The organism is Microbacterium sp. B19(2022) (assembly GCF_012030385.1).
Classification (GTDB): Bacteria; Actinomycetota; Actinomycetes; order Actinomycetales; family Microbacteriaceae; genus Microbacterium; species Microbacterium oxydans_B.
The window spans coordinates 144865-163948 of record NZ_JAAUVO010000005.1 but is presented as its reverse complement, the minus strand read 5'-3'; the positions used below and the strand labels follow the sequence as shown (position 1 = coordinate 163948).

Sequence of the window (19084 nt, the reverse complement as noted above, 5' to 3'; positions counted from 1 at the left end):
GCCAGTCTATGTTTCGATCAGGTCGACGCTCAGCGGGCGAGCAGCTGACGCCGCGAGCTGATCACACCGGTGTCGAACCCGGCGAGGTGCAGACCGCCGTGGAATCGGGCGTGCTCGATCTTGATGCAGCGATCCATCACGACCGACAGCCCTGCCGCCTCGGCGACCGCCGCAGCGTCTTCGTTCCATGAGCCGAGCTGCAGCCAGAGCGTCTGCGCGCCCGCCTCGATCGCCTCCTGCGCGACACCCGGAAGGTCGTCGTGCCGGCGGAACACGTCCACGATGTCGGGGACGACGGGAAGGTCGCTCAGCGACGCGTAGACCGGCTGCCCGAGGATCTCGGTCTCGCGCGGGTTGACGAGATAGACGTCGTAGCCGGTGCTGGAGAGGAGATAGGTCGTCACGAAGTACGACGCCCTCGCCGGGTTGTTCGACGCCCCCACGATCGCGATGGACTTGGCCCGCCGGAGCAGCCCGAAGCGCTCCTGCTGGCTCGGGCCGCCCCAGCTCCGCTCGGGATGAGCTGCGGGGGCGCCGGGCAGCGCACAGGCCACCCCGTCCGACACCGCCGGAACAGCGCAGGACTCTGCGGTGGCCGTCTGCGTCTCGCTCATCGGTTCGCTCCCGTCGCGGTCGTGAGGGCCTGGTCGAGGTCCCAGATGATGTCCTCGGCGTCTTCGAGACCCACCGAGATACGGATCAGGTCGGGGCGCACGCCGGCGGCGACGAGCTGCGCCTCGGTGAGCTGGCGATGCGTCGTCGAGGCCGGGTGGATCACGAGGGTGCGAGCGTCGCCGATGTTGGCGAGATGCGAGGCGAGCTGCAGGTTCTCGATCAGCGTCTCCCCCGCTTTCCGGCCATCCTCCGCCGCGACGCCGAACGCGAACACCGAACCAGGGCCGAGCGGCAGGTACTTCGCCGCCCGATCACGATGCGGATGTCCTTCGAGACCCGCCCACGTCACGTACGCGACCCGTGGATCGGAGGCGAGCCAGTCGGCGACGATGCGCGCATTCGCGAGGTGGGCGTCGATGCGCTGCGGGAGCGTCTCGATCCCCTGGAGCAGATTGAAGGCCGACTGCGGGCTGAGTGCCGGGCCGATGTCGCGCAGTTGCTCCGAGCGAAGCTTGGTGAGGAATCCGTACTCCCCGAAGTTGTCCCACCATTTGATGCCGCCGTAGGAGTCGACGGGCTCGGTCATCTGCGGGAACTTGCCGTTGCCCCAGTCGAAAGTGCCCTTCTCGATGACGACGCCGCCGAGGGTGGTGCCGTGCCCGCCCAGGAACTTCGTCACGGAGTGGATCACGATGTCGGCACCGTGCTCGAGCGGCCGCGCCAGGTACGGCGTGGCGAGGGTCGCATCCACCACGAGGGGAACCCCGGCCTCGTGGGCGACGGCGGCCAGTCCTTCGATGTCGGCGATCTCCCCGGACGGGTTGCCGATCATCTCGACGTAGACGACCTTGGTCTCCGGACGGATGGCCGCCGCATAGTCGGCAGGGTCGGTGGACGGGACGAACGTCGTCTCGACCCCGAACCGTCGCAGTGTCACGTCGAGTTGCGTCACCGTTCCGCCATAGAGCTGGGCCGCGGCGACGACGTGGTCACCGGCCCCGACGAGCGCCGCGAACGTGATGAACTCGGCGCTCATGCCCGACGCGGTCGCGACGGCGCCGATGCCGCCTTCGAGCGAAGCCAGGCGCTCCTCCAGCGCGGCGACCGTGGGGTTACCGATCCGCGAGTAGATGTTGCCGTACTTCTGCAGAGCGAACAGATTCCCGGCATCCGCCGCATCCTCGAACACGAACGAGGTCGTCTGGTAGATCGGCACCGCCCGGGCACCGGTAGCCGCGTCAGGCGTACCGCCGGCATGCAGGGCTCTGGTGCGAAATCCGAAGCGGTGTTCTTCCGTCATGCTGTCCTCAGTTCGGCGGCGGCGAGCACGTCGGCGATGTCGTCGACGGCCCAGGGGTTCTGGAGCGATGTGGTGTCCCCGAGGGGGCCGGGGTCGCGGCCTGACCGGCGATCCTGCTCGGCCTCCCACAACTGTGCCAGGAGTCTGCGCATGATCTTGCCGGAGCGGGTCTTCGGCAGGTCCGGCACGATCACGATGTGCTTCGGCTTGGCGACAGGGCCGATGGCGTGCGCGACCTGCGTGCGCAGGTCGGATGGCGTGATCTCTGCCCGGCCGGACGGGGTCACGAAGGCGACGACAGCCTGCCCGGTGACCGGGTCGGAGACTCCGGCGGACCCGGCCTCACCCACGGTGTCGTGCGCGACCAGTGCCGATTCGATCTCGATCGTGGAGAGTCGGTGTCCCGACACGTTCACGACGTCGTCGAGCCGGCCGAGGATCCAGATGTAACCGTCGGCGTCCCTGGTCGCTCCGTCACCGGCCACATAGAACCCGCCGTGCTCGCCCCGTCCGGCGAACGCCGACCAGTAGGCGTCGCGATATCGGGCGGGGTCGCCCCACACGGTCCTGGCCATTCCTGGCCAAGGTCTGCGGACCACGAGTGTTCCTGAGCGCCCGGGCGCGACCTCGTCGCCCCGCTCGTCCACCACGGCCGCATCGATGCCCGGGAGTGGCACGGAGGCTGATCCCGGCTTGAGAGCGGTGATACCCGGGAGCGGGGCGATCATCGCCGCGCCGGTCTCCGACTGCCACCACGTGTCGATGACGGGCAGCTCGTCGCGGCCGAAGTTGCGTCGGAACCAGACCCACGCCTCGGGATTGATCGCTTCGCCGACGGTTCCGAGCAGCCTCAGGGCGGAGAGGTCATGTCCCCGTGGGAATTCCGCCCCGAACCAGGTCATGAACGTGCGGATCAGCGTGGGCGCCGTGTAGTAGACGGTCACCCCATAGCGCTCGATGATCTCGAGGTGGCGTTCCCGGTGCGGTGCGTCGGGCGTCCCCTCGTAGAGGACCTGGGTGAGTCCGTTCGAGAGCGGACCGTAGATCTCGTAGGTGTGCGCCGTGACCCACGCGAGGTCTGCGGTGCACCAGTGCACGTCGTCGGGCTTCGCGTCGAAATGCGCCCAGTGCGCCCAGCTTGCGTGTGTCAGGTACCCGCCCGACGTGTGCACGAGCCCCTTCGGCTTCCCCGTCGTTCCCGATGTGTAGATGATGAAGAGCGGATGCTCCGCATCGAAGGCCTGCGCCTTGTGCTCCGGCGACGCCGTGTCGACGACGTCATGCCACCACACGTCGCGGCCATCCGTCCACGGAATGTCCTGCCCCGTGCGGCGCAGCACGAGGACGTGCTCGAGGTCGGGAAGCTCCGCCGCAGCGACATCGGCCGTCGACTTCACCTCGGTGGCGGTTCCGCGGCGATACTGACCGTCACTCGTGACGAGCAGCTTCGCGCCGGTGTCCGCGAGACGGAACCGCACGGCCTCGGCCGAGAAGCCGCCGAAGACGAGCGAGTGCACGGCGCCGATCCGCGCGCAGGCGAGCGTGATCACCACCGTCTCGACGAGCACGGGCAGGTAGATCACGACGCGGTCGCCGGGACGAATGCCGAGGGCGACGAGCGCGTTGGCTGCCTGCGACACGCGGCGCTGCAGATCGGCGTACGTGACGGACAGACGGTCGCCGGGCTCGCCCTCGAAGTGCAGGGCGACCTTGGCGCCGCGCCCGGCTTCGACGTGACGGTCCACACAGTTGACCGCGACGTTGAGCTTCCCGCCGAGGAACCAGCGTGCGGCCGGTACCGCGTCGCCGACCGGCGGATCCCACTCGTGGGCGGTGTGCCAGGGCTCGGACCAGTCCAGCCGATGCGCGGCCTCTTCCCAGAACGCGATCGGATCCGCGGCGGCGCGCGCATACGCCTCCGCGGTGACGTTCGCGTCGCTGAATCCGCCGCCAGGCGCGTACACACGCGACTCCTGCAGTCGAGCCTCGGTCATATTCACACCCATCGACGGAGCAGGTACTTCTCGATCAGCACGAGGATCCCGTTGGTGAGCGTTCCCAGAAGGGCGAGCAGCACGATCGAAAGCAGGATGCGGTCGACGCGACCGCTGCTCTGCGACTCGGTCAGCAGGAAGCCCAGGCCCATGGACGCTGCGATGAGCTCGGCCGCGACGAGGAACAGCCAGGCTTGCGCGAGCGCCAGACGCAGCCCGGACACGACCGACGGCACGACCGCCGGCAGCTGCACGATCCGGAACAGCGACCAGCCCCGCAGGCTGAACGAACGCCCGGCCTCGACGAGCTGAGGATCGACGTGTCGAAGCGCTGACGAGACCGTCGTATACACGGGGAAGAATGCACCGATCGCGATCAGCGTGACCTTCGACTCCTCGCCGATCTGCATCCAGAGGATGAGGAGCGGCACCCAGGCCAGCGACGGCACGGCGCGGACCGCCGTGAGCGTCGGGCTGAGAAGCACCTCTCCCAGCCGGGACAACCCCACCACACCTGCGGCCGCGAGCCCGATGACGGACCCGATCGCGAAACCGAGCAGCACGCGCTGCACGGATATCGCGATATGCGTCCAGAGTTGTCCGGTCTCGGCGAGCTCCACGCCGGCCTGGAACACCGACGCCGGCGTGGGCAGGCGGTACGGCGGCACCATCCCGCTCGTCGTCACCACCTGCCAGGCAGTCAGGATGATCACGGGCAGCAGGAGACCGGCGACGATCCGGACGACCGGCCGATCCCACGAGCGCCGCGCAACCCCGCTCCGGGGCTGCGACTTGCCCTTCGCGAAGTCGAGCGCGTCCCGAGACTCCTCGGGAACGATCAGTCGGTCGGGAATGGTCACTCGCCGTCGACCGCCTTCTTCGCGAACGTGTCGTTCACGATCGATGAGAGCGCCTTGTCGACGGAGTCCTTGCCGCCCTGCACGTCACCGGACTCGACGAGCACGGGCGCGATCTTCTCGAGCACCGCGATCTGGTCGTCACCGGGGACGCCACTCACGTCGAGGTTCGAGCGCTCCTCGATCACCGTGGTGGCGACGTCGGGGTCGATGCCGGCGACCTCGGCGAGCAGCGCGGCCGTCTCCTCCGGGTTCTCGAGAGCCCACTCGCGGGCCTGCTCGTACGCGTCGACGACAGCCTGTGCGAGGTCGGGATGGTTCGTGATGAAGTCCTCGGTGGCGTTCAGGAAGCCGTACGTGTTGAAGTCGACATTGCGGTAGATGAGCTGGTCACCCGACTCCACCTCGGCCGCGGCCATGATGGGGTCGAGTCCCGCCCAGGCGTCCACGGAGCCACCGTCGAGCGCGGCCCGGCCGTCGGCGTGCTGCAGGTTCTGCACCTCGACGTCGGAGAGCGACAGGCCGCCCTCCTCGAGTGCCTGCAGGAGGAAGAAGTAGGGGTCGGTACCCTTGGTGGCGGCGACGGACGCACCCTTCAGGTCTTCGAGCGAGGTGATATCGCTGTCCGGACCCACGACGATGGCCGACCACTCGGGCTGCGAGTAGATGTCGATGACCTGGATGGGCGAGCCGTTCGCCCGAGCCAGCAGTGCAGCCGATCCTGCCGTCGAGCCGACATCGACGGAGCCGGAGCGCAGCAGCTCGTTGGCCTTGTTCGACCCGGCGGACTGCACCCACTCGACCTCGACGTCGTCGCCGAGGATCTCCTCGAGGATGCCCTGGTCCTTGATCACGAGGCTCAGCGGGTTATAGGTGGCGAAGTCGATCGACAGGGTGTCCGACGACCACTCGGTCGTGCCCAGCGTGCTCTCGGTGTCGGACGCCTTGGCGTTCTCTCCGGCCACGCAACCGGTCGCGACGAGCATCATCGTCCCGGCGATCGCGATCGCGGGGATGATTCGGCGTGTGGTGGTGCTCATCGGGACTCCTCGGTGATGCGGTGGTGGGTGTCGACGCCGAGACCTTCGAGAAGGTCGGCGCGCAGGTCGGCGAGGCCGCGGTCGGCGCGGTCGCGGGGACGGATGCCCGGCACGGAGATCGTGCGGGCGATGGACGGTTCGTCGTCGGCACCCGTGCCCGAGGCGTCCAGCGTCCGCAGGAGCAGCACGCGGTCGGCGAGGTAGAGCGCCTCTTCGACGTCGTGGGTGACCAGCAGGATCGTGGTGGGCTCGGCCGCATGGATCTTCAGGAGCAGATCGTGCATGCGCAGGCGCGTCAGGGCGTCGAGCGCGCCGAACGGCTCGTCGAGCAGCAGCACCCCGGGGTTTCGGGCGAGCGCCCTGGCAAGGGAGGCGCGCTGGGCCATACCGCCGGAGACCTCGCGCGGCCGCTGGTCGGCCGCGTGTTCGAGTCCTACCAGGTGCAGCAGTTCGCGCACCCGCTCTCGGCCGTCACGACGAGCGGTGCCTCGCGGCAGTCCGAGCTCGACGTTCTGGGCGATGGTGCGCCATGGGAGCAGTCGCGGCTCCTGGAAGGCGATGGCGGTCCGCTCGTCGACGTCGGCGACGCCGATGTCGTCGAGGAGGATGCGTCCGCGCGACGGAGCGTCGAGTCCGCCGATGAGACGGAGGAGGGTGGACTTGCCGCACCCGGAGGGGCCGACGACCGCGAGGATCTCCCCCGCTGCGATACGGAGGTCGATGCCGCGGAGCACGTCGCGCCTCCCGCGCGGCAGCGCGAAGGAACGGTCGATCCCGTCGAGACGGACGGCCTGCGCAGTTCCTGCCGACGGCGAAGCGTCAGCGGTGCGCGACGCGGGCAGCAGAGCGGTCATACCCCCATGCTGGCGGGGCGCGTCGATTGTTACGAATGCCGTCGTAATGTTCCGTCACGCAACAGCAGCCGCATCCCGGAAACGCGAAACGGGCCGCCACACCCGCCCGAAGGCGAGGTGGCGACCCGTTTCAGAGTGCTGCTTAAGCGTTGCCGCCCGAGAGCTTCTCGCGCAGAGCCGCAAGAGCCTCGTCGTCCGCGAGGGTGCCGGCACCGGCGACCTCGCTGGCGAAGGACTGGCCGCCGCCGAAGTCTTCTCCGGCTGCTGCCTCGGCCTCGGCCGCCTTGACGACCTGAGCCTTGTGCGCCTCCCAGCGAGCCTGGGCTGCAGCGTACTCCTGCTCCCATGCCTCGCGCTGGGCGTCGAAGCCGTCCTTCCACGCACCAGTCTCGGCGTCGAAGCCCTCCGGGTACTTGTACTCGCCGGCCTCGTCGTACTCGGCAAGCATGCCGTACAGGGCCGGGTCGAACTCGGTGCCGTTGGGGTCGACCGACTCGTTGGCCTGCTTCAGCGACAGCGAGATGCGACGACGCTCGAGGTCGATGTCGATGACCTTGACGAAGACCTCTTCGCCGACCGACACGACCTGCTCGGCCAGCTCGACGTGCTTGCTGGAGAGCTCGGAGATGTGGACGAGGCCCTCGATGCCGTCTGCGACGCGGACGAACGCACCGAACGGAACGAGCTTGGTGACCTTACCCGGCGTGACCTGACCGATCGCGTGGGTACGGGCGAAGACCTGCCACGGGTCTTCCTGCGTCGCCTTCAGCGACAGGGAGACGCGCTCGCGGTCGAGGTCGACCTCGAGGATCTCGACGGTGACCTCCTGGCCCACCTCGACGACCTCGGAGGCGTGCTCGATGTGCTTCCAAGACAGCTCGGAGACGTGCACGAGGCCGTCCACGCCACCCAGGTCGACGAACGCACCGAAGTTGACGATCGACGAGACGACACCCTTGCGGACCTGACCCTTGTGCAGGTTGTTCAGGAACGTGGTGCGCGACTCCGACTGCGTCTGCTCGAGCAGCGCACGGCGGCTGAGGACGACGTTGTTGCGGTTCTTGTCGAGCTCGAGGATCTTGGCCTCGATCTCCTGGCCGAGGTACGGCGTGAGGTCGCGGACGCGACGCAGCTCGATGAGCGACGCCGGCAGGAAGCCACGGAGGCCGATGTCGACGATGAGTCCACCCTTGACGACCTCGATGACCGTTCCGGTGACGACGCCGTCGTTCTCCTTGATCTTCTCGACGTCTCCCCAGGCACGCTCGTACTGTGCGCGCTTCTTGGAGAGGATCAGACGGCCTTCCTTGTCCTCCTTCTGGAGAACGAGGGCCTCGACCAGGTCGCCGACAGCGACGACCTCGTTGGGGTCGACGTCGTGCTTGATCGAAAGCTCACGCGAGGGGATGACACCCTCGGTCTTGTAGCCGACATCGAGGAGGACCTCATCGCGGTCGATCTTGACGATCGTGCCTTCGATGATGTCGCCGTCGTTGAAGAACTTCAGGGTCTTCTCGACCGCGGCCAGGAAGTCCTCAGCAGATCCGATGTCGTTGATGGCGACCTGCTTGGTGGCCGGGGCGGTCGTTGCGGTAGTCATGTAGTGGGTTGTCCTTGTGAATGGAGACTCAGGCTGAGAGGCAACGACCGCGCACGGCCGACTGCATGCTTCTCAGCAGTTGGATTTTGGTTTTCTTGCCACGAGGGCATGCGCATGCACGCCACGAGTGACGGTTAAGGCTATCAGAACTTCGGATGCTGCAGGGAGTCGGATTCCGGGCAGGCGAGCTGTGGATAACTCGAACGGGCAGGCGGTCTCGCGAGTTAGCGTGACCGGGTGATCTCCCCGACGCCTTCCTTCCGCTCGTTCGCGCGCGTTGCAGCACTGACGAGCGCTCTTCTCCTGCTCGCCGGCTGCACCCCCGATCCCGTACCGTCACCCACCCCGACGCCCGCCTTCGCCTCGGAAGAAGAGGCCTTCGCCGCCGCCGAGGCGACGTATCGGGAATTCACTGCTCGACTAAACGAGCTCGATACGGCAGACCCCTCCACGTTCGAGCCACTATTTGACCTGTCGAGCGGGGAGTTTGAAGCGGCTGACCGCGAGGCCTATTCAGCCATGCACGCGGATGGAATGACGATCCAGGGACAGACGATAGTTACGTCCTTCGTCGGAACTCTCTCAACCAAGCCGTTCGACACGGTCACGGCCAACGTGTGCCTCGATGTGAGCGATGTGACGGTCACGGACTCAGAAGGCAATTCGCAAGTAGATCCGGGTCGCCCAGACGTTTATGCGCTCAACGTAACCTTCGTGCGCGAACATGCACGCCTAACCATCGACTCCGCAAGCAGAGCCTCCGACGTGCAATGTTGAGGTCAGTGGTTCTAGTTGCCTTTACAATCTCGGCCTCTCTATTGACGACCGCAGCCGACTCTCAGGAGGAAGCCCCTCTCGGGAGCGCGGCAATCTCTATGGGAAACTCCAGCTTGTCTGTCTCCGGTACCGATACCCGATCCCCCCGCGACACCTCCCGGTCCCCCAACTCTCCGACCGACCCACGTACGAATCCCGACAAACCAAAGCCCTGCACCACCGACCCCGTCCGCCAGGCGTCCTGCAACATCACGGCTGTGCGGATCACGAACGACGAAGGCCGCCCCCTCACCATCACCGACGTCGCGCAGTTCGCCCCCACCCCCGTCACGACCGCCGGAGAGCCGGGCAATGTCGGTATCGCGGGCATGCCCACGAACTTCGTCTCCGCGGCATCCGTGCACACGCGCGCCGGCACGCTCTTCGACAGACCGATCAGCGTGCGCTTCACCCCGGTCCGATTCACCTTCGCGTTCGGCGACGGCGCCTCGGCCACCTCGAACACGGGCGGCCGGTCCTGGGCTTCCCTGGGCCAGGCGCAGTTCACCCCGACCCCGACGAGCCACGCGTATCGCGACCGCGGTACGTACGCCGCGCACGTCACCGTTCACTACACCGCCGAGATCGACATCGGCGGCGGGTGGTTCTCGGTCGCGGGCGAACTCGCCGTCGCCGGCCCGGCACAACAGATTCGCGTCTACGAAGCAGAGACCGCACTGGTCGCTCGAACGTGTGTCGAGCAACCCGGTGCGCCCGGTTGCTGACCGCGGGCCGACCGCGCTCTACGCTGAGTCCATGCCCCGCGCCGACCGCCTCATGCTGCTCGACACCGCCAGCCTCTACTTCCGCGCCTTCTACGGCGTTCCCGACAAGGTGACGGCGCCGGACGGGTCGCCGATCAACGCGGCCCGCGGTCTCCTCGACATCATCGCCAAGCTCGTCACCCTGTACGAGCCGACGCATGTGATCGCGTGCTGGGACGACGACTGGCGCCCGCAGTGGCGCGTCGATCTCATCCCGAGCTACAAGACCCATCGAGTCGTCGAAGTCGTGGCCAGTGGGCCCGACGTCGAGGAGATCCCCGACCCGCTCGAGGCGCAGATCCCTCTGATCCGCGAGACTCTCGCCGCCATCGGCATCCCCATCATCGGGGTCGCCGAACACGAAGCCGATGATGTGATCGGCACACTCGCGACCGACGCCACGATGCCGGTCGACATCATCACGGGCGACCGCGACCTGTTCCAGCTCGTCGACGATGCCCGCGACGTCCGCGTCATCTACACCGCGCGTGGCATGAGCAACCTCGAGATCGTGACCGATGCGACGGTCGTGGCCAAGTACGGAGTGCTCCCTTCGCAGTATGCGGACTTCGCGACGATGCGCGGCGACGCCTCCGACGGGCTGCCCGGCGTCGCGGGCGTGGGAGAGAAGACGGCGGCGACGCTCCTCCAGACTCACAGCGACCTCACCGGCATCCGCGCCGCGGCGGAGGAGGGCGAGGGAATGAGCGCGGGAGTCCGCACGAAGATCCTGGCGGCTTCTGCCTACCTCGACGTCGCCCCCACCGTTGTCGCCGTGGCGACCTCGCTGCCGATCAGTGCGCCCGACATCCCGCTGCGCGTTCTCGACCCCGCCGAGGTCGACGCCGCCACCGCTCTCGCCGAGAAGTGGAACCTCGGCGGTTCGATGACGCGCGCGGTCGCCGCTGTGTCGAAAGCTGCCCTCGGAGCCGACTGACCGACGTTCGCGGGTAAGTCACTCCGCCCAGGCGAGCAGGCGCGAGAGGCCCCAGGTCGTCACGATCCGTGAGGCGGGAATCCCTGCCCGTTCGGCGCGCTCGGCGCCGTGATCGAGCAGCGACAGCTGCCCCGGCGCGTGGGCATCCGAATCGATCGAGAACAGGCACCCCGCGTCGAGCGCGATGGCGATCAGCTCGTCCGGAGGATCCTGCCGCTCGGGCCGCGAGTTGATCTCCACCGCCACGCCGTTCTCCGCGCATGCCGCGAACACGGCCGCGGCGTCGAACGCCGACGGCGGACGCGTTCCCCGATCGCCCTGCACGAGCCGCCCCGTGCAGTGCCCGAGCACGTTCACCCGTGGATGCGAGACGGCGGCGATCATCCGCGCCGTCATCGGCCGTGCGTCCATACGCAGCTTGGAGTGCACGGAGGCCACGACGATGTCGAGTTCCGCGAGCAGCTCATCCTCTTGGTCGAGGGTGCCGTCCTCCAGGATGTCCACCTCGATCCCCGCGAGCAGCGTGAAGCCGTCGCCGGACTCGGCGCGCACCAACGGAATCTGCTCGCGAAGACGCTCGGCTGACAGCCCGCGCGCCACGCGCAGGCGGGGAGAGTGATCCGTGATCGCCTGGTATTCGTGTCCCAGCGCCCGCGCGGCCGCGGCCATGACCGGGATCGGCGTCGTGCCGTCCGACCAGTCGGTGTGCGCGTGCAGGTCACCGCGCAGTTTGGCGCGGAGCGCCGAGACGCGCTCCGGCTCGACATCGCCGCGCAACTCGACCAGATAATCGGGAACCTGCCCCGCCTGTGCCTGCCGGATGACCGCGAACGTGGACTCGCCGATGCCCTTGGCCGCACGAAGTCTCGTGGGATCGGCCTGCACGTCGTCGGGAAGATCCTGCAGAGTCGCCGCGGCCTGGCGGAACGCTTTCGCCCGGTACCGTGACGCACGCTCGCGTTCCAGGAGGGAAGCGATCTCAAGCAGCGCGTCGACGGGATCCACGATCACTCCTGTGTAGCCGCCAGCTCGCGACTGACACCGATCCACTGATCGAGCTTGGCCAGGGCGCGACCGTCGTCGACGGCTGCGGCAGCCTTGTCGTACCCGGCACGCAACCGCTCGAGGATGGGCCGCTGCACCTGGGTGGCGTCCTGCGAGAGCTCGAAGGCGACGATGCCGGCAGCGGCATTGAGGAGCACGATGTCACGCACGGCGCCGGTCTCCCCCGCAAGCGTCCGCCGAAGCACCTCGGCATTGTGCTGCGGCGAGCCGCCGATCAGGTCGGCGAGGTCGGCGATCGGGATGTCGAGGTCGCGAGGGTCGAGGTCATGCTCGTGGATGTCACCGCGGGTGACCTCCCAGATGCGGCTGTGCCCGGTCGTCGTCAGCTCGTCGAGGCCGTCGTCACCGCGGAAGACGAGGGCGGTCGCGCCACGGGTGCGGAACACACCCGTGATCAGAGGGACGCGTTCGATCTGCGCCACACCGACGGCGTTGGCTTCCGCACGGGCCGGGTTACACAGCGGTCCGAGCATGTTGAAGACCGTCGGCACCCCCAGCTCGGCGCGGACGGCGCCGGCGTGCTTGAAGCCGGGGTGGAACGCACCCGCCCACGCGAAGGTGATCCCGGTGCGGTCGAGGATGGATGCCACGTCGGCGGGGTTCAGAGAAAGCTCCAGGCCGAGCGCTCCGAGCACGTCCGAAGATCCGGAGGCGGAGCTGGCCGCGCGGTTGCCGTGCTTCACGACGGGCACGCCGGTGGCACCGATGATGATCGCTGCAGTCGTGGACACGTTGACGGTACCGACGCGGTCCCCGCCGGTGCCCACGATGTCGAGCACATCCGGCGAGACCGGGAGCGGCACGGCGGCCTCGAGGATCGCATCGCGGAACCCGACGATCTCGTCGATCGTCTCCCCTTTCGCACGGAGTGCGACGAGGAATCCCGCGAGCTGAGCCTCGCTCACTCCGCCCTGCATGATCTGACGCATCGCCCACGTGGACTCCCAGACGCTGAGATCGCGGCGTTCCAAGAGGGAGGTGAGCACGTCGGACCAGGTCAACGAATCAGGCATGTGTGCGATCCTATCGGCGTGGAGAAAACATGCAGATGCTTCCGCACGCATGCGCACTCCGCGCCCACCCCCAGTTTCCCGCGGATTCACCGGGTATTCGCAGTGTTTTCTTAGGGTCCCCTAAGTCAAGCACCGGCGATTCGAAGGTCGTGGGTGCAAGAATCACGCCCCAGGATCGGCCATAATGGAGGGGTGACGACCTCAGCGACGTATGCCCCGGCGGCGAGAACGATTAAGCGGCCCAACCCGGTAGCTGTCGGCACCATTGTGTGGCTCGGCAGTGAGGTGATGTTCTTCGCGGGACTCTTCGCGATCTACTTCACTCTCCGCAGCACCTCCCCGGAGCTGTGGGCAGACCGGACCGAGCTGCTGAACGTCCCGTTCGCCGCAGTGAACACTGCGATCCTCGTCCTCTCCTCGTTCACGTGCCAGATGGGCGTGTTCGCGGCAGAAGACCTGCAGCCCTACAAGATCGGCAAGGGGCAGAAGAACGGCGCCGGACGCCGTCGCCTCTTCGGCTGGGGAATGGTCGAGTGGTTCTTCCTCACCTTCGCCCTCGGTGCGATCTTCGTCTCCGGCCAGGTGTGGGAGTACGCACAGCTGGTCGCTGAAGGCATGCCGATCAACGCCGACTCGTACGCCTCCGCCTTCTACCTGACGACCGGCTTCCACGCCCTCCACGTCACGGGCGGCCTCGTCGCGTTCCTGCTCGTCATCGGACGCGCATACGCCGTCAAGAACTTCCGGCACAAGGAGGCGACCTCCTCGATCGTGGTGTCCTACTACTGGCACTTCGTCGACGTCGTCTGGATCGTGCTGTTCCTCGTTATCTACTTCCTGAAATAAGAGCGGAGCTGATCCCCGAGATGGCACGAGAGAAGAAGCGCCGTTCCAGCGGTCGTCGCAGCCCTTTGGCGGCGGCCGCGCTCATCGGAGCAGGCCTCATGATCACCGGCGCCGTGTACGCCGGTGCCACGGCTGCGTTCGCCGCATCCGACACGCCGACCGCGTCGACGCAGCTGACCGTCGAAGACGGCGAGAAGCTGTTCCAGGCGAACTGCGCCACCTGCCACGGTCTCGACCTGCAGGGCACCGCCAACGGCCCCAGCCTGTACGGCGTGGGCGAGCTCGCAACCGAGTTCCAGCTGTCCACCGGTCGCATGCCCCTGCAGATGCAGGGACCGCAGGCTCCACAGAAGGCACCGCAGTTCACCGAAGACCAGATCCTCGCGATCTCGTCCTTCGTGCAGTCCGAGGCTCCCGGCCCGACGTTCCCCGCCGACCACATCCTGGACGGAGAGGGCGACGTCTCGAACGGCGCCGAGCTGTTCCGCGTCAACTGCGCGATGTGCCACAACGTGGCCGCCGCGGGTGGAGCACTCACCGAGGGCAAGTACGCACCGGGACTCCAGGAGACCAGCGCGCTGCACATGTATGCGGCCATGGTCACCGGCCCGCAGAACATGCCGGTCTTCGGCGACATGAACCTGTCCGACGAGGACAAGCGCGACATCATCTCGGCGCTGCTCTTCCAGCAGCAGTCCGTGCAGATCGGCGGATTCTCGCTCGGTTCGCTCGGCCCGGTCTCCGAGGGCCTGTTCGTGTGGATCTTCGGAATCGGCGCGCTCGTCGCCATCACCGTGTGGATCACGGCGAAGTCCAACTGACGCTTATTCATCGAAGAGGAACGTACGAGGAGCACCATGGCACACGACGACGACTCGCAGGCTCTTGACAGGGCCTACCAGCCCTCTCCGGGGCTGGGTGTCGCAGTCAGCGATCCCGTGCAGAACCCCGGGCTTCCGCCGCACCGCGCGCGGATGACCGACAAGGACCCGCGCGCTGAGAAGGCCGCTGTCCGCACTGTGTACACGCTGTTCTACCTCTCGCTCGCCGGGAGCATCTGGGCGGTCGCCGCCTACATGCTGTTCCCGATCGAGAGCGGCGCGCTCATCGACATCCGCCAGAACAACCTCTTCATCGGTCTCGGCATCGCCCTCGCGCTGCTGGCCCTCGGCATCGGTGCGATCCACTGGTCCAAGGCGCTCATGTCCGACAAGGAGTTCATCGAGCACCGCCACCCCACCCGTGGCAAGGATGCGACCCGCGAGGCAGCCGTCCAGGCATTCGCCGACGCCAACGAGGAGTCCGGCTTCGGCCGCCGCACGGTGATCCGCAACTCGCTGTTCGCCGCACTCGTCGCCTCGATCATCCCGGGTGTCACGCTCTTCCGTGGCCTGGCTCCGCACTCGACGCCGGAAGACCCCACCGCGGGCGACCCGGTCGTGCTGCTCAAGCACACGATGTGGGAGAAGGGCGCGCGCCTCGTCCGCGACCCCGACGGCACCCCGATCCGCGCCGCGGACGTGACCCTCGGGTCGGCGTTCCACGTGATCCCCGAAGAGCTCGCGACGCTCAGCCACCACGACGGCTATCTCGAAGAGAAGGCCAAGGCCATCGTCCTGATGATGCGCCTGCGCCCCGAGCAGCTGATCGAGGCCGAGGACCGCAAGGACTGGTCCTACGACGGCATCGTCGCCTATTCCAAGGTCTGCACGCACGTCGGATGCCCCGTGGCTCTGTACGAGCAGCAGACGCACCACCTGCTGTGCCCGTGCCACCAGTCGCAGTTCGACGTCACGGACCACGCAAAGGTCATCTTCGGCCCGGCGGCACGCCCGCTGCCGCAGCTGCCCATCACCGTCGATGACGAGGGCTACCTGGTCGCACGCAGCGACTTCAAGGAACCCGTCGGCCCGAGCTTCTGGGAGCGCCATTGAGCACCGCAACGCTGTCCAAAGACGACAAGGACACCAAGGCGCCCCTCGGCGGTCGCTTCGTCGGTGCCGCGTCGAACTACATCGATGAGCGCACCAGCCTCTCCGGCTTCGTCAAGGAGCTCGGACGCAAGATCTTCCCCGACCACTGGTCGTTCATGCTCGGCGAGATCGCGCTGTGGAGCTTCGTCGTCGTGTTCCTCTCCGGGACATTCCTGACGTTCTTCTTCCAGGCATCCATGGTCGAGACCCACTACACCGGCGCCTACGCGCCGATGCGTGGTATCGAGATGTCGGCGGCCCTCGAGTCGTCGCTGCACATCTCGTTCGACCTGCGCGGTGGGCTCCTGGTCCGCCAGATCCACCACTGGGCGGCGCTCGTGTTCATCGCCGGCATCGGCGTGCACATGCTCCGCGTGTTCTTCACGGGAGCGTTCCGCAAGCCGCGTGAGCTCAACTGGGTCATCGGCTTCGTCCTGTTCATCCTCGCGATGGCAGAGGGCTTCACCGGCTACTCGCTGCCGGACGACCTGCTCTCGGGCAACGGTCTGCGCATCATCGACGGCATGATCAAGGGCCTCCCCCTCATCGGCACCTGGACCTCGTTCCTCCTCTTCGGCGGCGAGTTCCCCGGAACCGACATCGTCGGACGCCTGTACACGCTGCACATCCTGTTGCTGCCGATGCTCGTCATCGCGCTCATCGTCGTGCACCTGATGCTGATGATCATCAACAAGCACACGCAGTTCGCCGGCCCCGGCCGCACGAACGACAACGTCGTGGGCTACCCGATGATGCCGGTCTACATGTCGAAGATGGGCGGCTACCTGTTCATCGTGTTCGGCGTGATCGTGATGATCGCGACGTTCTTCCAGATCAACCCGATCTGGAACTACGGCCCGTACGACCCGTCTCCCGTCTCCGCCGGCACGCAGCCGGACTGGTACATCGGCTTCGCCGACGGCGCTCTGCGTCTGGCGCCGTCGAACTGGGACATCGTCTTCCTCGACCGCACGTGGTCCTTCGGCATCATCGCGCCCGTGCTCGTACTCGGCCTCTTCATCGTGGTCGTCGCGATCTACCCGTTCCTCGAGGCGTGGATCACCGGCGACAAGCGCGAGCACCACATCGCACAGCGTCCCCGCAACGCGGCGACGCGCACGGCGATCGGCGTGGCCGGCGTCATCTTCTACGCCGTCCTCTGGGCTGCGGCATCGTCCGACCTCATCGCGACGCACTTCATGCTCACGATGGAAGGCGTGATCCACACGCTGCAGGCGCTGCTGTTCCTCGGCCCGATCCTCGGATACTTCGTCACGAAGCGCATCTGCATCGCGCTCCAGAAGAAGGACCGCGAGATCGTGCTGCACGGCTTCGAGTCCGGCCGCATCGTCCGCCTCCCCGGTGGCGAGTTCATCGAGGTGCACCAGCCGGTCGACCAGTACGACCGCTGGAAGCTCATCGACGTCGACGGCTACGAGCCCCTCGTGGTTCGCCCGAACGCCAAGGGACGTATCCCGTGGACGGAGAACCTCCGTTCCTCGATCTCCCGCTGGTTCTTCGAGGACCGTCTCGCCCCGCTCACGCAGGCAGAGGTCGAAGCAGCTGATGCACACCAGCACCACGTCACGGCTCAGAACGACGAGACCGAGGCCGCAGAGATCCAGGGCGCTCACGAGCGCGCCGGCTTCCCTGATGCCCCGCTCACCGTCGATGAGACGCACGTCGACGAGACGCCGAACACCCCCAGCACGGTCATCGCGACTGAGCCGGTGAAGAAGCCTCGCAAGAAGTCGGAGGATGGCGAGTAGTCGCCACTCCCCCACACGATGAAGGCCTCGTCCACACGGACGGGGCCTTCATCGTTAGTCCCTGAATGAGAGGATCGAACCATGTCATCTGCCGTCCAGCTGATCCGCGCCACCGCCCTCGCTGATGCCCCCTACGCCTATGCCGCGACCGCACCTGCGGGTTCGCGCCTCATCTTCCTCGCCGGAGCCTGCCCTCTGAACGACGACGGGACGACCGCCGCGCCGGGCGACTACGCGGTTCAGGCGGCCCGGTGCGTGGAGACGCTCGAGGCAGCACTCGCCGTCGCCGGCGCGACCCTCACTGATGTCATCAGCACACGCGTGCTGGTGGCCTCCTCCGCGCAGGCCGACCTGGTCACGGCGTGGGATGTGGTCCACGCCGCCTTCGGCGATCACGACGTCCCCAGCACCCTCCTCGGGGTCACGGTACTCGGCTACGACGACCAGCTCGTCGAGATCGAGGCCATCGCCGCCGTCGCCGGAGAGTGACCATGGAGATCCGAGTACGTCCTGCGCATCCGGCGGATGACGCGGAGACCGAACAGATCGAAGCCGCGGCGGATGCTCTGCTCGTCGACCGTTTCGACGCGGTCGACTGGCCGCCCCCGACCACTGCTCGGGAGCGCGCTTCGATGCCGGGCTTCGTGCTCATCGCTGAGGCCCACGAGGCCTCAGCCCCCTCTTCGGGCCCCGTCGGCTTCGTGCACGTCCTGGAGATCGACGGGCACGCTCATCTGGAGCAGCTCTCTGTGCTGCCCACGTACGGCCGGCGCGGGATCGGGCGTCGGCTCGTCCAGGCGGCGCTCTCTGAGACCCGAGACCGCGGACATCGTACGATCACCCTCCGCACCTACCGTGACGTCCCCTGGAACGCGCCGTTCTACGCCTCCTGCGGCTTCACGGAGACCGAGCCGGACTCCACTCTGCTCCGCTCCCTCGTCGACACGGAGACCGCCCTCGGGCTCTTCAGGTACGGCCCTCGCGTGCAGATGACTGCCACCCTCTGATGCGTCGGCGCTGACGGCATTCGCTCTCTGGGCGACGCCGACGGTGTGCACCGCCGCCCCGTCGACCCACTGACCGGCATCGCACGGGTCCGAACGAGGTCGTGAAGATCCCCGCCGCCCGCACACGAACCGACCCACTGGCGCGTACACGAAGAAGGCCCCCGGACGAATCCGGGGGCCTTCCTCTATTCTGATGTCTCAGCGGGCGAAGTTGCCGCGGTAGTACTCGTACACCCAGCCCACGATCGCGACGACGAAGATCGCGAGACCGATCGGGAGCAGGAAGTGACCGACGGCCAGGCCGACGACGAAGACACCGGCCGAAGCCGCGAGCACGATCGGCCACCAGGACCAGGGGCTGAACTCGCCGAGCTCGGGGTCACCGTCGTCGATGTCCGCCGTCAGGATGTCTTCCGGCAGCTCGCCGTTCTGCGCCTTGTGCGTGCGGTCGAGGTAGAACGCGACCATCGCTGCCATGAACGCCGCGAAGAACAGCGCGACGGTTCCGACCCACTCGATCCGCATCGCGAAGTTGTCGGACGGAGTGACCAGGATGTGCCAGCCGGTGTAGACGACACCGACGAGGGCGAAGAACGCCGTCAGCACCCACCAGAGAATGACGTTGTCGCGCATG

19 protein-coding genes are annotated in these 19084 nt (G+C 67.2%); 9 read left to right on the top strand and 10 right to left on the bottom strand.

The window, feature by feature from the left end:
• Positions 1–29: 29 nt before the first annotated feature.
• The 7 genes from HCX50_RS06230 to rpsA all read right to left on the bottom strand — a co-directional run bounded on the left by HCX50_RS06230 (position 30) and on the right by rpsA (position 8260).
• Positions 30–614 carry a CoA-binding protein gene (locus HCX50_RS06230; protein WP_167633357.1) on the bottom strand — a complete coding sequence of 195 codons (585 nt, stop codon included), beginning with the start codon at positions 612–614 and terminating at the stop codon, positions 30–32.
• On the bottom strand, positions 611–1915 hold the full coding sequence (locus HCX50_RS06225; protein WP_167633356.1) for an O-acetylhomoserine aminocarboxypropyltransferase/cysteine synthase family protein: 1305 nt from the start codon (positions 1913–1915) through the stop codon (positions 611–613). Before HCX50_RS06225 ends, HCX50_RS06230 begins: the two co-directional genes overlap by 4 nt.
• Complete coding sequence (gene acs, locus HCX50_RS06220) at positions 1912–3909, bottom strand: acetate--CoA ligase (RefSeq protein WP_237682371.1); 1998 nt, start codon at positions 3907–3909, stop codon at positions 1912–1914. Before acs ends, HCX50_RS06225 begins: the two co-directional genes overlap by 4 nt.
• Before the next feature lie 2 nt (positions 3910–3911).
• Positions 3912–4763, bottom strand: coding sequence for an ABC transporter permease (locus HCX50_RS06215; protein ID WP_443189880.1), 852 nt, complete (start codon positions 4761–4763; stop codon positions 3912–3914).
• A 2-nt stretch (positions 4764–4765) separates the two neighbouring features.
• The gene (locus HCX50_RS06210; protein WP_167633354.1) at positions 4766–5806 is read right to left on the bottom strand and encodes an aliphatic sulfonate ABC transporter substrate-binding protein; all 1041 of its coding nucleotides are present in this window, start codon (positions 5804–5806) and stop codon (positions 4766–4768) included.
• Positions 5803–6660 (bottom strand): ABC transporter ATP-binding protein, encoded by an 858-nt coding sequence (locus HCX50_RS06205; protein ID WP_167633353.1) that lies wholly within the window; start codon positions 6658–6660, stop codon positions 5803–5805. The genes HCX50_RS06210 and HCX50_RS06205 overlap by 4 nt, the downstream gene beginning before the upstream one ends.
• Before the next feature lie 142 nt (positions 6661–6802).
• Complete coding sequence (gene rpsA, locus HCX50_RS06200; RefSeq protein WP_091037200.1) at positions 6803–8260, bottom strand: 30S ribosomal protein S1; 1458 nt, start codon at positions 8258–8260, stop codon at positions 6803–6805.
• A gap of 237 nt (positions 8261–8497) precedes the next feature.
• Between rpsA and HCX50_RS06195 the strand changes: the two genes are divergently transcribed.
• The 3 genes from HCX50_RS06195 to HCX50_RS06185 all read left to right on the top strand — a co-directional run bounded on the left by HCX50_RS06195 (position 8498) and on the right by HCX50_RS06185 (position 10777).
• Positions 8498–9037, top strand: coding sequence for a hypothetical protein (locus HCX50_RS06195; protein WP_167633352.1), 540 nt, complete (start codon positions 8498–8500; stop codon positions 9035–9037).
• A 257-nt stretch (positions 9038–9294) separates the two neighbouring features.
• Positions 9295–9801: a hypothetical protein gene (locus tag HCX50_RS06190; RefSeq protein ID WP_167633351.1), complete on the top strand. Its 507-nt coding sequence runs from the start codon at positions 9295–9297 to the stop codon at positions 9799–9801.
• Between the two features lie 31 nt (positions 9802–9832).
• Complete coding sequence (locus HCX50_RS06185) at positions 9833–10777, top strand: 5'-3' exonuclease (RefSeq protein ID WP_091037682.1); 945 nt, start codon at positions 9833–9835, stop codon at positions 10775–10777.
• An 18-nt stretch (positions 10778–10795) separates the two neighbouring features.
• Here HCX50_RS06185 and HCX50_RS06180 read toward each other — a convergent pair whose 3' ends face one another.
• Together HCX50_RS06180 and trpD are read right to left on the bottom strand one after the other, a co-directional pair.
• A complete protein-coding gene (locus tag HCX50_RS06180) occupies positions 10796–11782 on the bottom strand; it encodes a PHP domain-containing protein (RefSeq protein WP_208617697.1) in 987 nt (328 codons plus the stop codon).
• 2 nt (positions 11783–11784) lie between these two features.
• Positions 11785–12855, bottom strand: a complete 1071-nt coding sequence (gene trpD, locus HCX50_RS06175; RefSeq protein WP_167633350.1) for an anthranilate phosphoribosyltransferase — start codon at positions 12853–12855, stop codon at positions 11785–11787.
• Between the two features lie 192 nt (positions 12856–13047).
• Here trpD and ctaE point away from each other — a divergent pair, with 192 nt between their 5' ends.
• From ctaE to HCX50_RS06145, 6 genes are all read left to right on the top strand, one after another.
• Positions 13048–13701, top strand: a complete 654-nt coding sequence (gene ctaE, locus HCX50_RS06170) for an aa3-type cytochrome oxidase subunit III (RefSeq protein WP_029261593.1) — start codon at positions 13048–13050, stop codon at positions 13699–13701.
• Positions 13702–13721: 20 nt separating this feature from the next.
• On the top strand, positions 13722–14522 hold the full coding sequence (qcrC, locus tag HCX50_RS06165; RefSeq protein WP_091037214.1) for a cytochrome bc1 complex diheme cytochrome c subunit: 801 nt from the start codon (positions 13722–13724) through the stop codon (positions 14520–14522).
• A gap of 36 nt (positions 14523–14558) precedes the next feature.
• Positions 14559–15635: a cytochrome bc1 complex Rieske iron-sulfur subunit gene (gene qcrA / locus HCX50_RS06160; protein ID WP_167633349.1), complete on the top strand. Its 1077-nt coding sequence runs from the start codon at positions 14559–14561 to the stop codon at positions 15633–15635.
• A complete protein-coding gene (qcrB, locus tag HCX50_RS06155) occupies positions 15632–17443 on the top strand; it encodes a cytochrome bc1 complex cytochrome b subunit (protein WP_091037218.1) in 1812 nt (603 codons plus the stop codon). Before qcrA ends, qcrB begins: the two co-directional genes overlap by 4 nt.
• Positions 17444–17524: 81 nt before the next feature.
• Positions 17525–17932 carry a RidA family protein gene (locus HCX50_RS06150; protein WP_167633348.1) on the top strand — a complete coding sequence of 136 codons (408 nt, stop codon included), beginning with the start codon at positions 17525–17527 and terminating at the stop codon, positions 17930–17932.
• A gap of 2 nt (positions 17933–17934) precedes the next feature.
• Positions 17935–18450, top strand: a complete 516-nt coding sequence (locus tag HCX50_RS06145; RefSeq protein WP_167633347.1) for a GNAT family N-acetyltransferase — start codon at positions 17935–17937, stop codon at positions 18448–18450.
• A 198-nt stretch (positions 18451–18648) separates the two neighbouring features.
• Here HCX50_RS06145 and ctaF read toward each other — a convergent pair whose 3' ends face one another.
• Positions 18649–19083, bottom strand: coding sequence for an aa3-type cytochrome oxidase subunit IV (gene ctaF, locus HCX50_RS06140; protein ID WP_029261586.1), 435 nt, complete (start codon positions 19081–19083; stop codon positions 18649–18651).
• Between the last annotated feature and the right edge of the window lies 1 nt (position 19084).

Excerpts from the sequence above, each read along its gene's own strand:
- HCX50_RS06205 (WP_167633353.1), bottom strand. The coding sequence starts at position 6,660 with ATGACCGCTCTGCTGCCCGCGTCGCGCACCGCTGACGCTTCGCCGTCG.
- ctaF (WP_029261586.1), bottom strand. The coding sequence starts at position 19,083 with ATGCGCGACAACGTCATTCTCTGGTGGGTGCTGACGGCGTTCTTCGCC.
- qcrA (WP_167633349.1), top strand. The coding sequence starts at position 14,559 with ATGGCACACGACGACGACTCGCAGGCTCTTGACAGGGCCTACCAGCCC.
- qcrC (WP_091037214.1), top strand. The coding sequence starts at position 13,722 with ATGGCACGAGAGAAGAAGCGCCGTTCCAGCGGTCGTCGCAGCCCTTTG.
- rpsA (WP_091037200.1), bottom strand. The coding sequence starts at position 8,260 with ATGACTACCGCAACGACCGCCCCGGCCACCAAGCAGGTCGCCATCAAC.
- HCX50_RS06210 (WP_167633354.1), bottom strand. The coding sequence starts at position 5,806 with ATGAGCACCACCACACGCCGAATCATCCCCGCGATCGCGATCGCCGGG.
- trpD (WP_167633350.1), bottom strand. The coding sequence starts at position 12,855 with ATGCCTGATTCGTTGACCTGGTCCGACGTGCTCACCTCCCTCTTGGAA.
- HCX50_RS06145 (WP_167633347.1), top strand. The coding sequence starts at position 17,935 with ATGGAGATCCGAGTACGTCCTGCGCATCCGGCGGATGACGCGGAGACC.
- HCX50_RS06230 (WP_167633357.1), bottom strand. The coding sequence starts at position 614 with ATGAGCGAGACGCAGACGGCCACCGCAGAGTCCTGCGCTGTTCCGGCG.
- HCX50_RS06185 (WP_091037682.1), top strand. The coding sequence starts at position 9,833 with ATGCCCCGCGCCGACCGCCTCATGCTGCTCGACACCGCCAGCCTCTAC.
- acs (WP_237682371.1), bottom strand. The coding sequence starts at position 3,909 with ATGACCGAGGCTCGACTGCAGGAGTCGCGTGTGTACGCGCCTGGCGGC.
- HCX50_RS06150 (WP_167633348.1), top strand. The coding sequence starts at position 17,525 with ATGTCATCTGCCGTCCAGCTGATCCGCGCCACCGCCCTCGCTGATGCC.
- HCX50_RS06225 (WP_167633356.1), bottom strand. The coding sequence starts at position 1,915 with ATGACGGAAGAACACCGCTTCGGATTTCGCACCAGAGCCCTGCATGCC.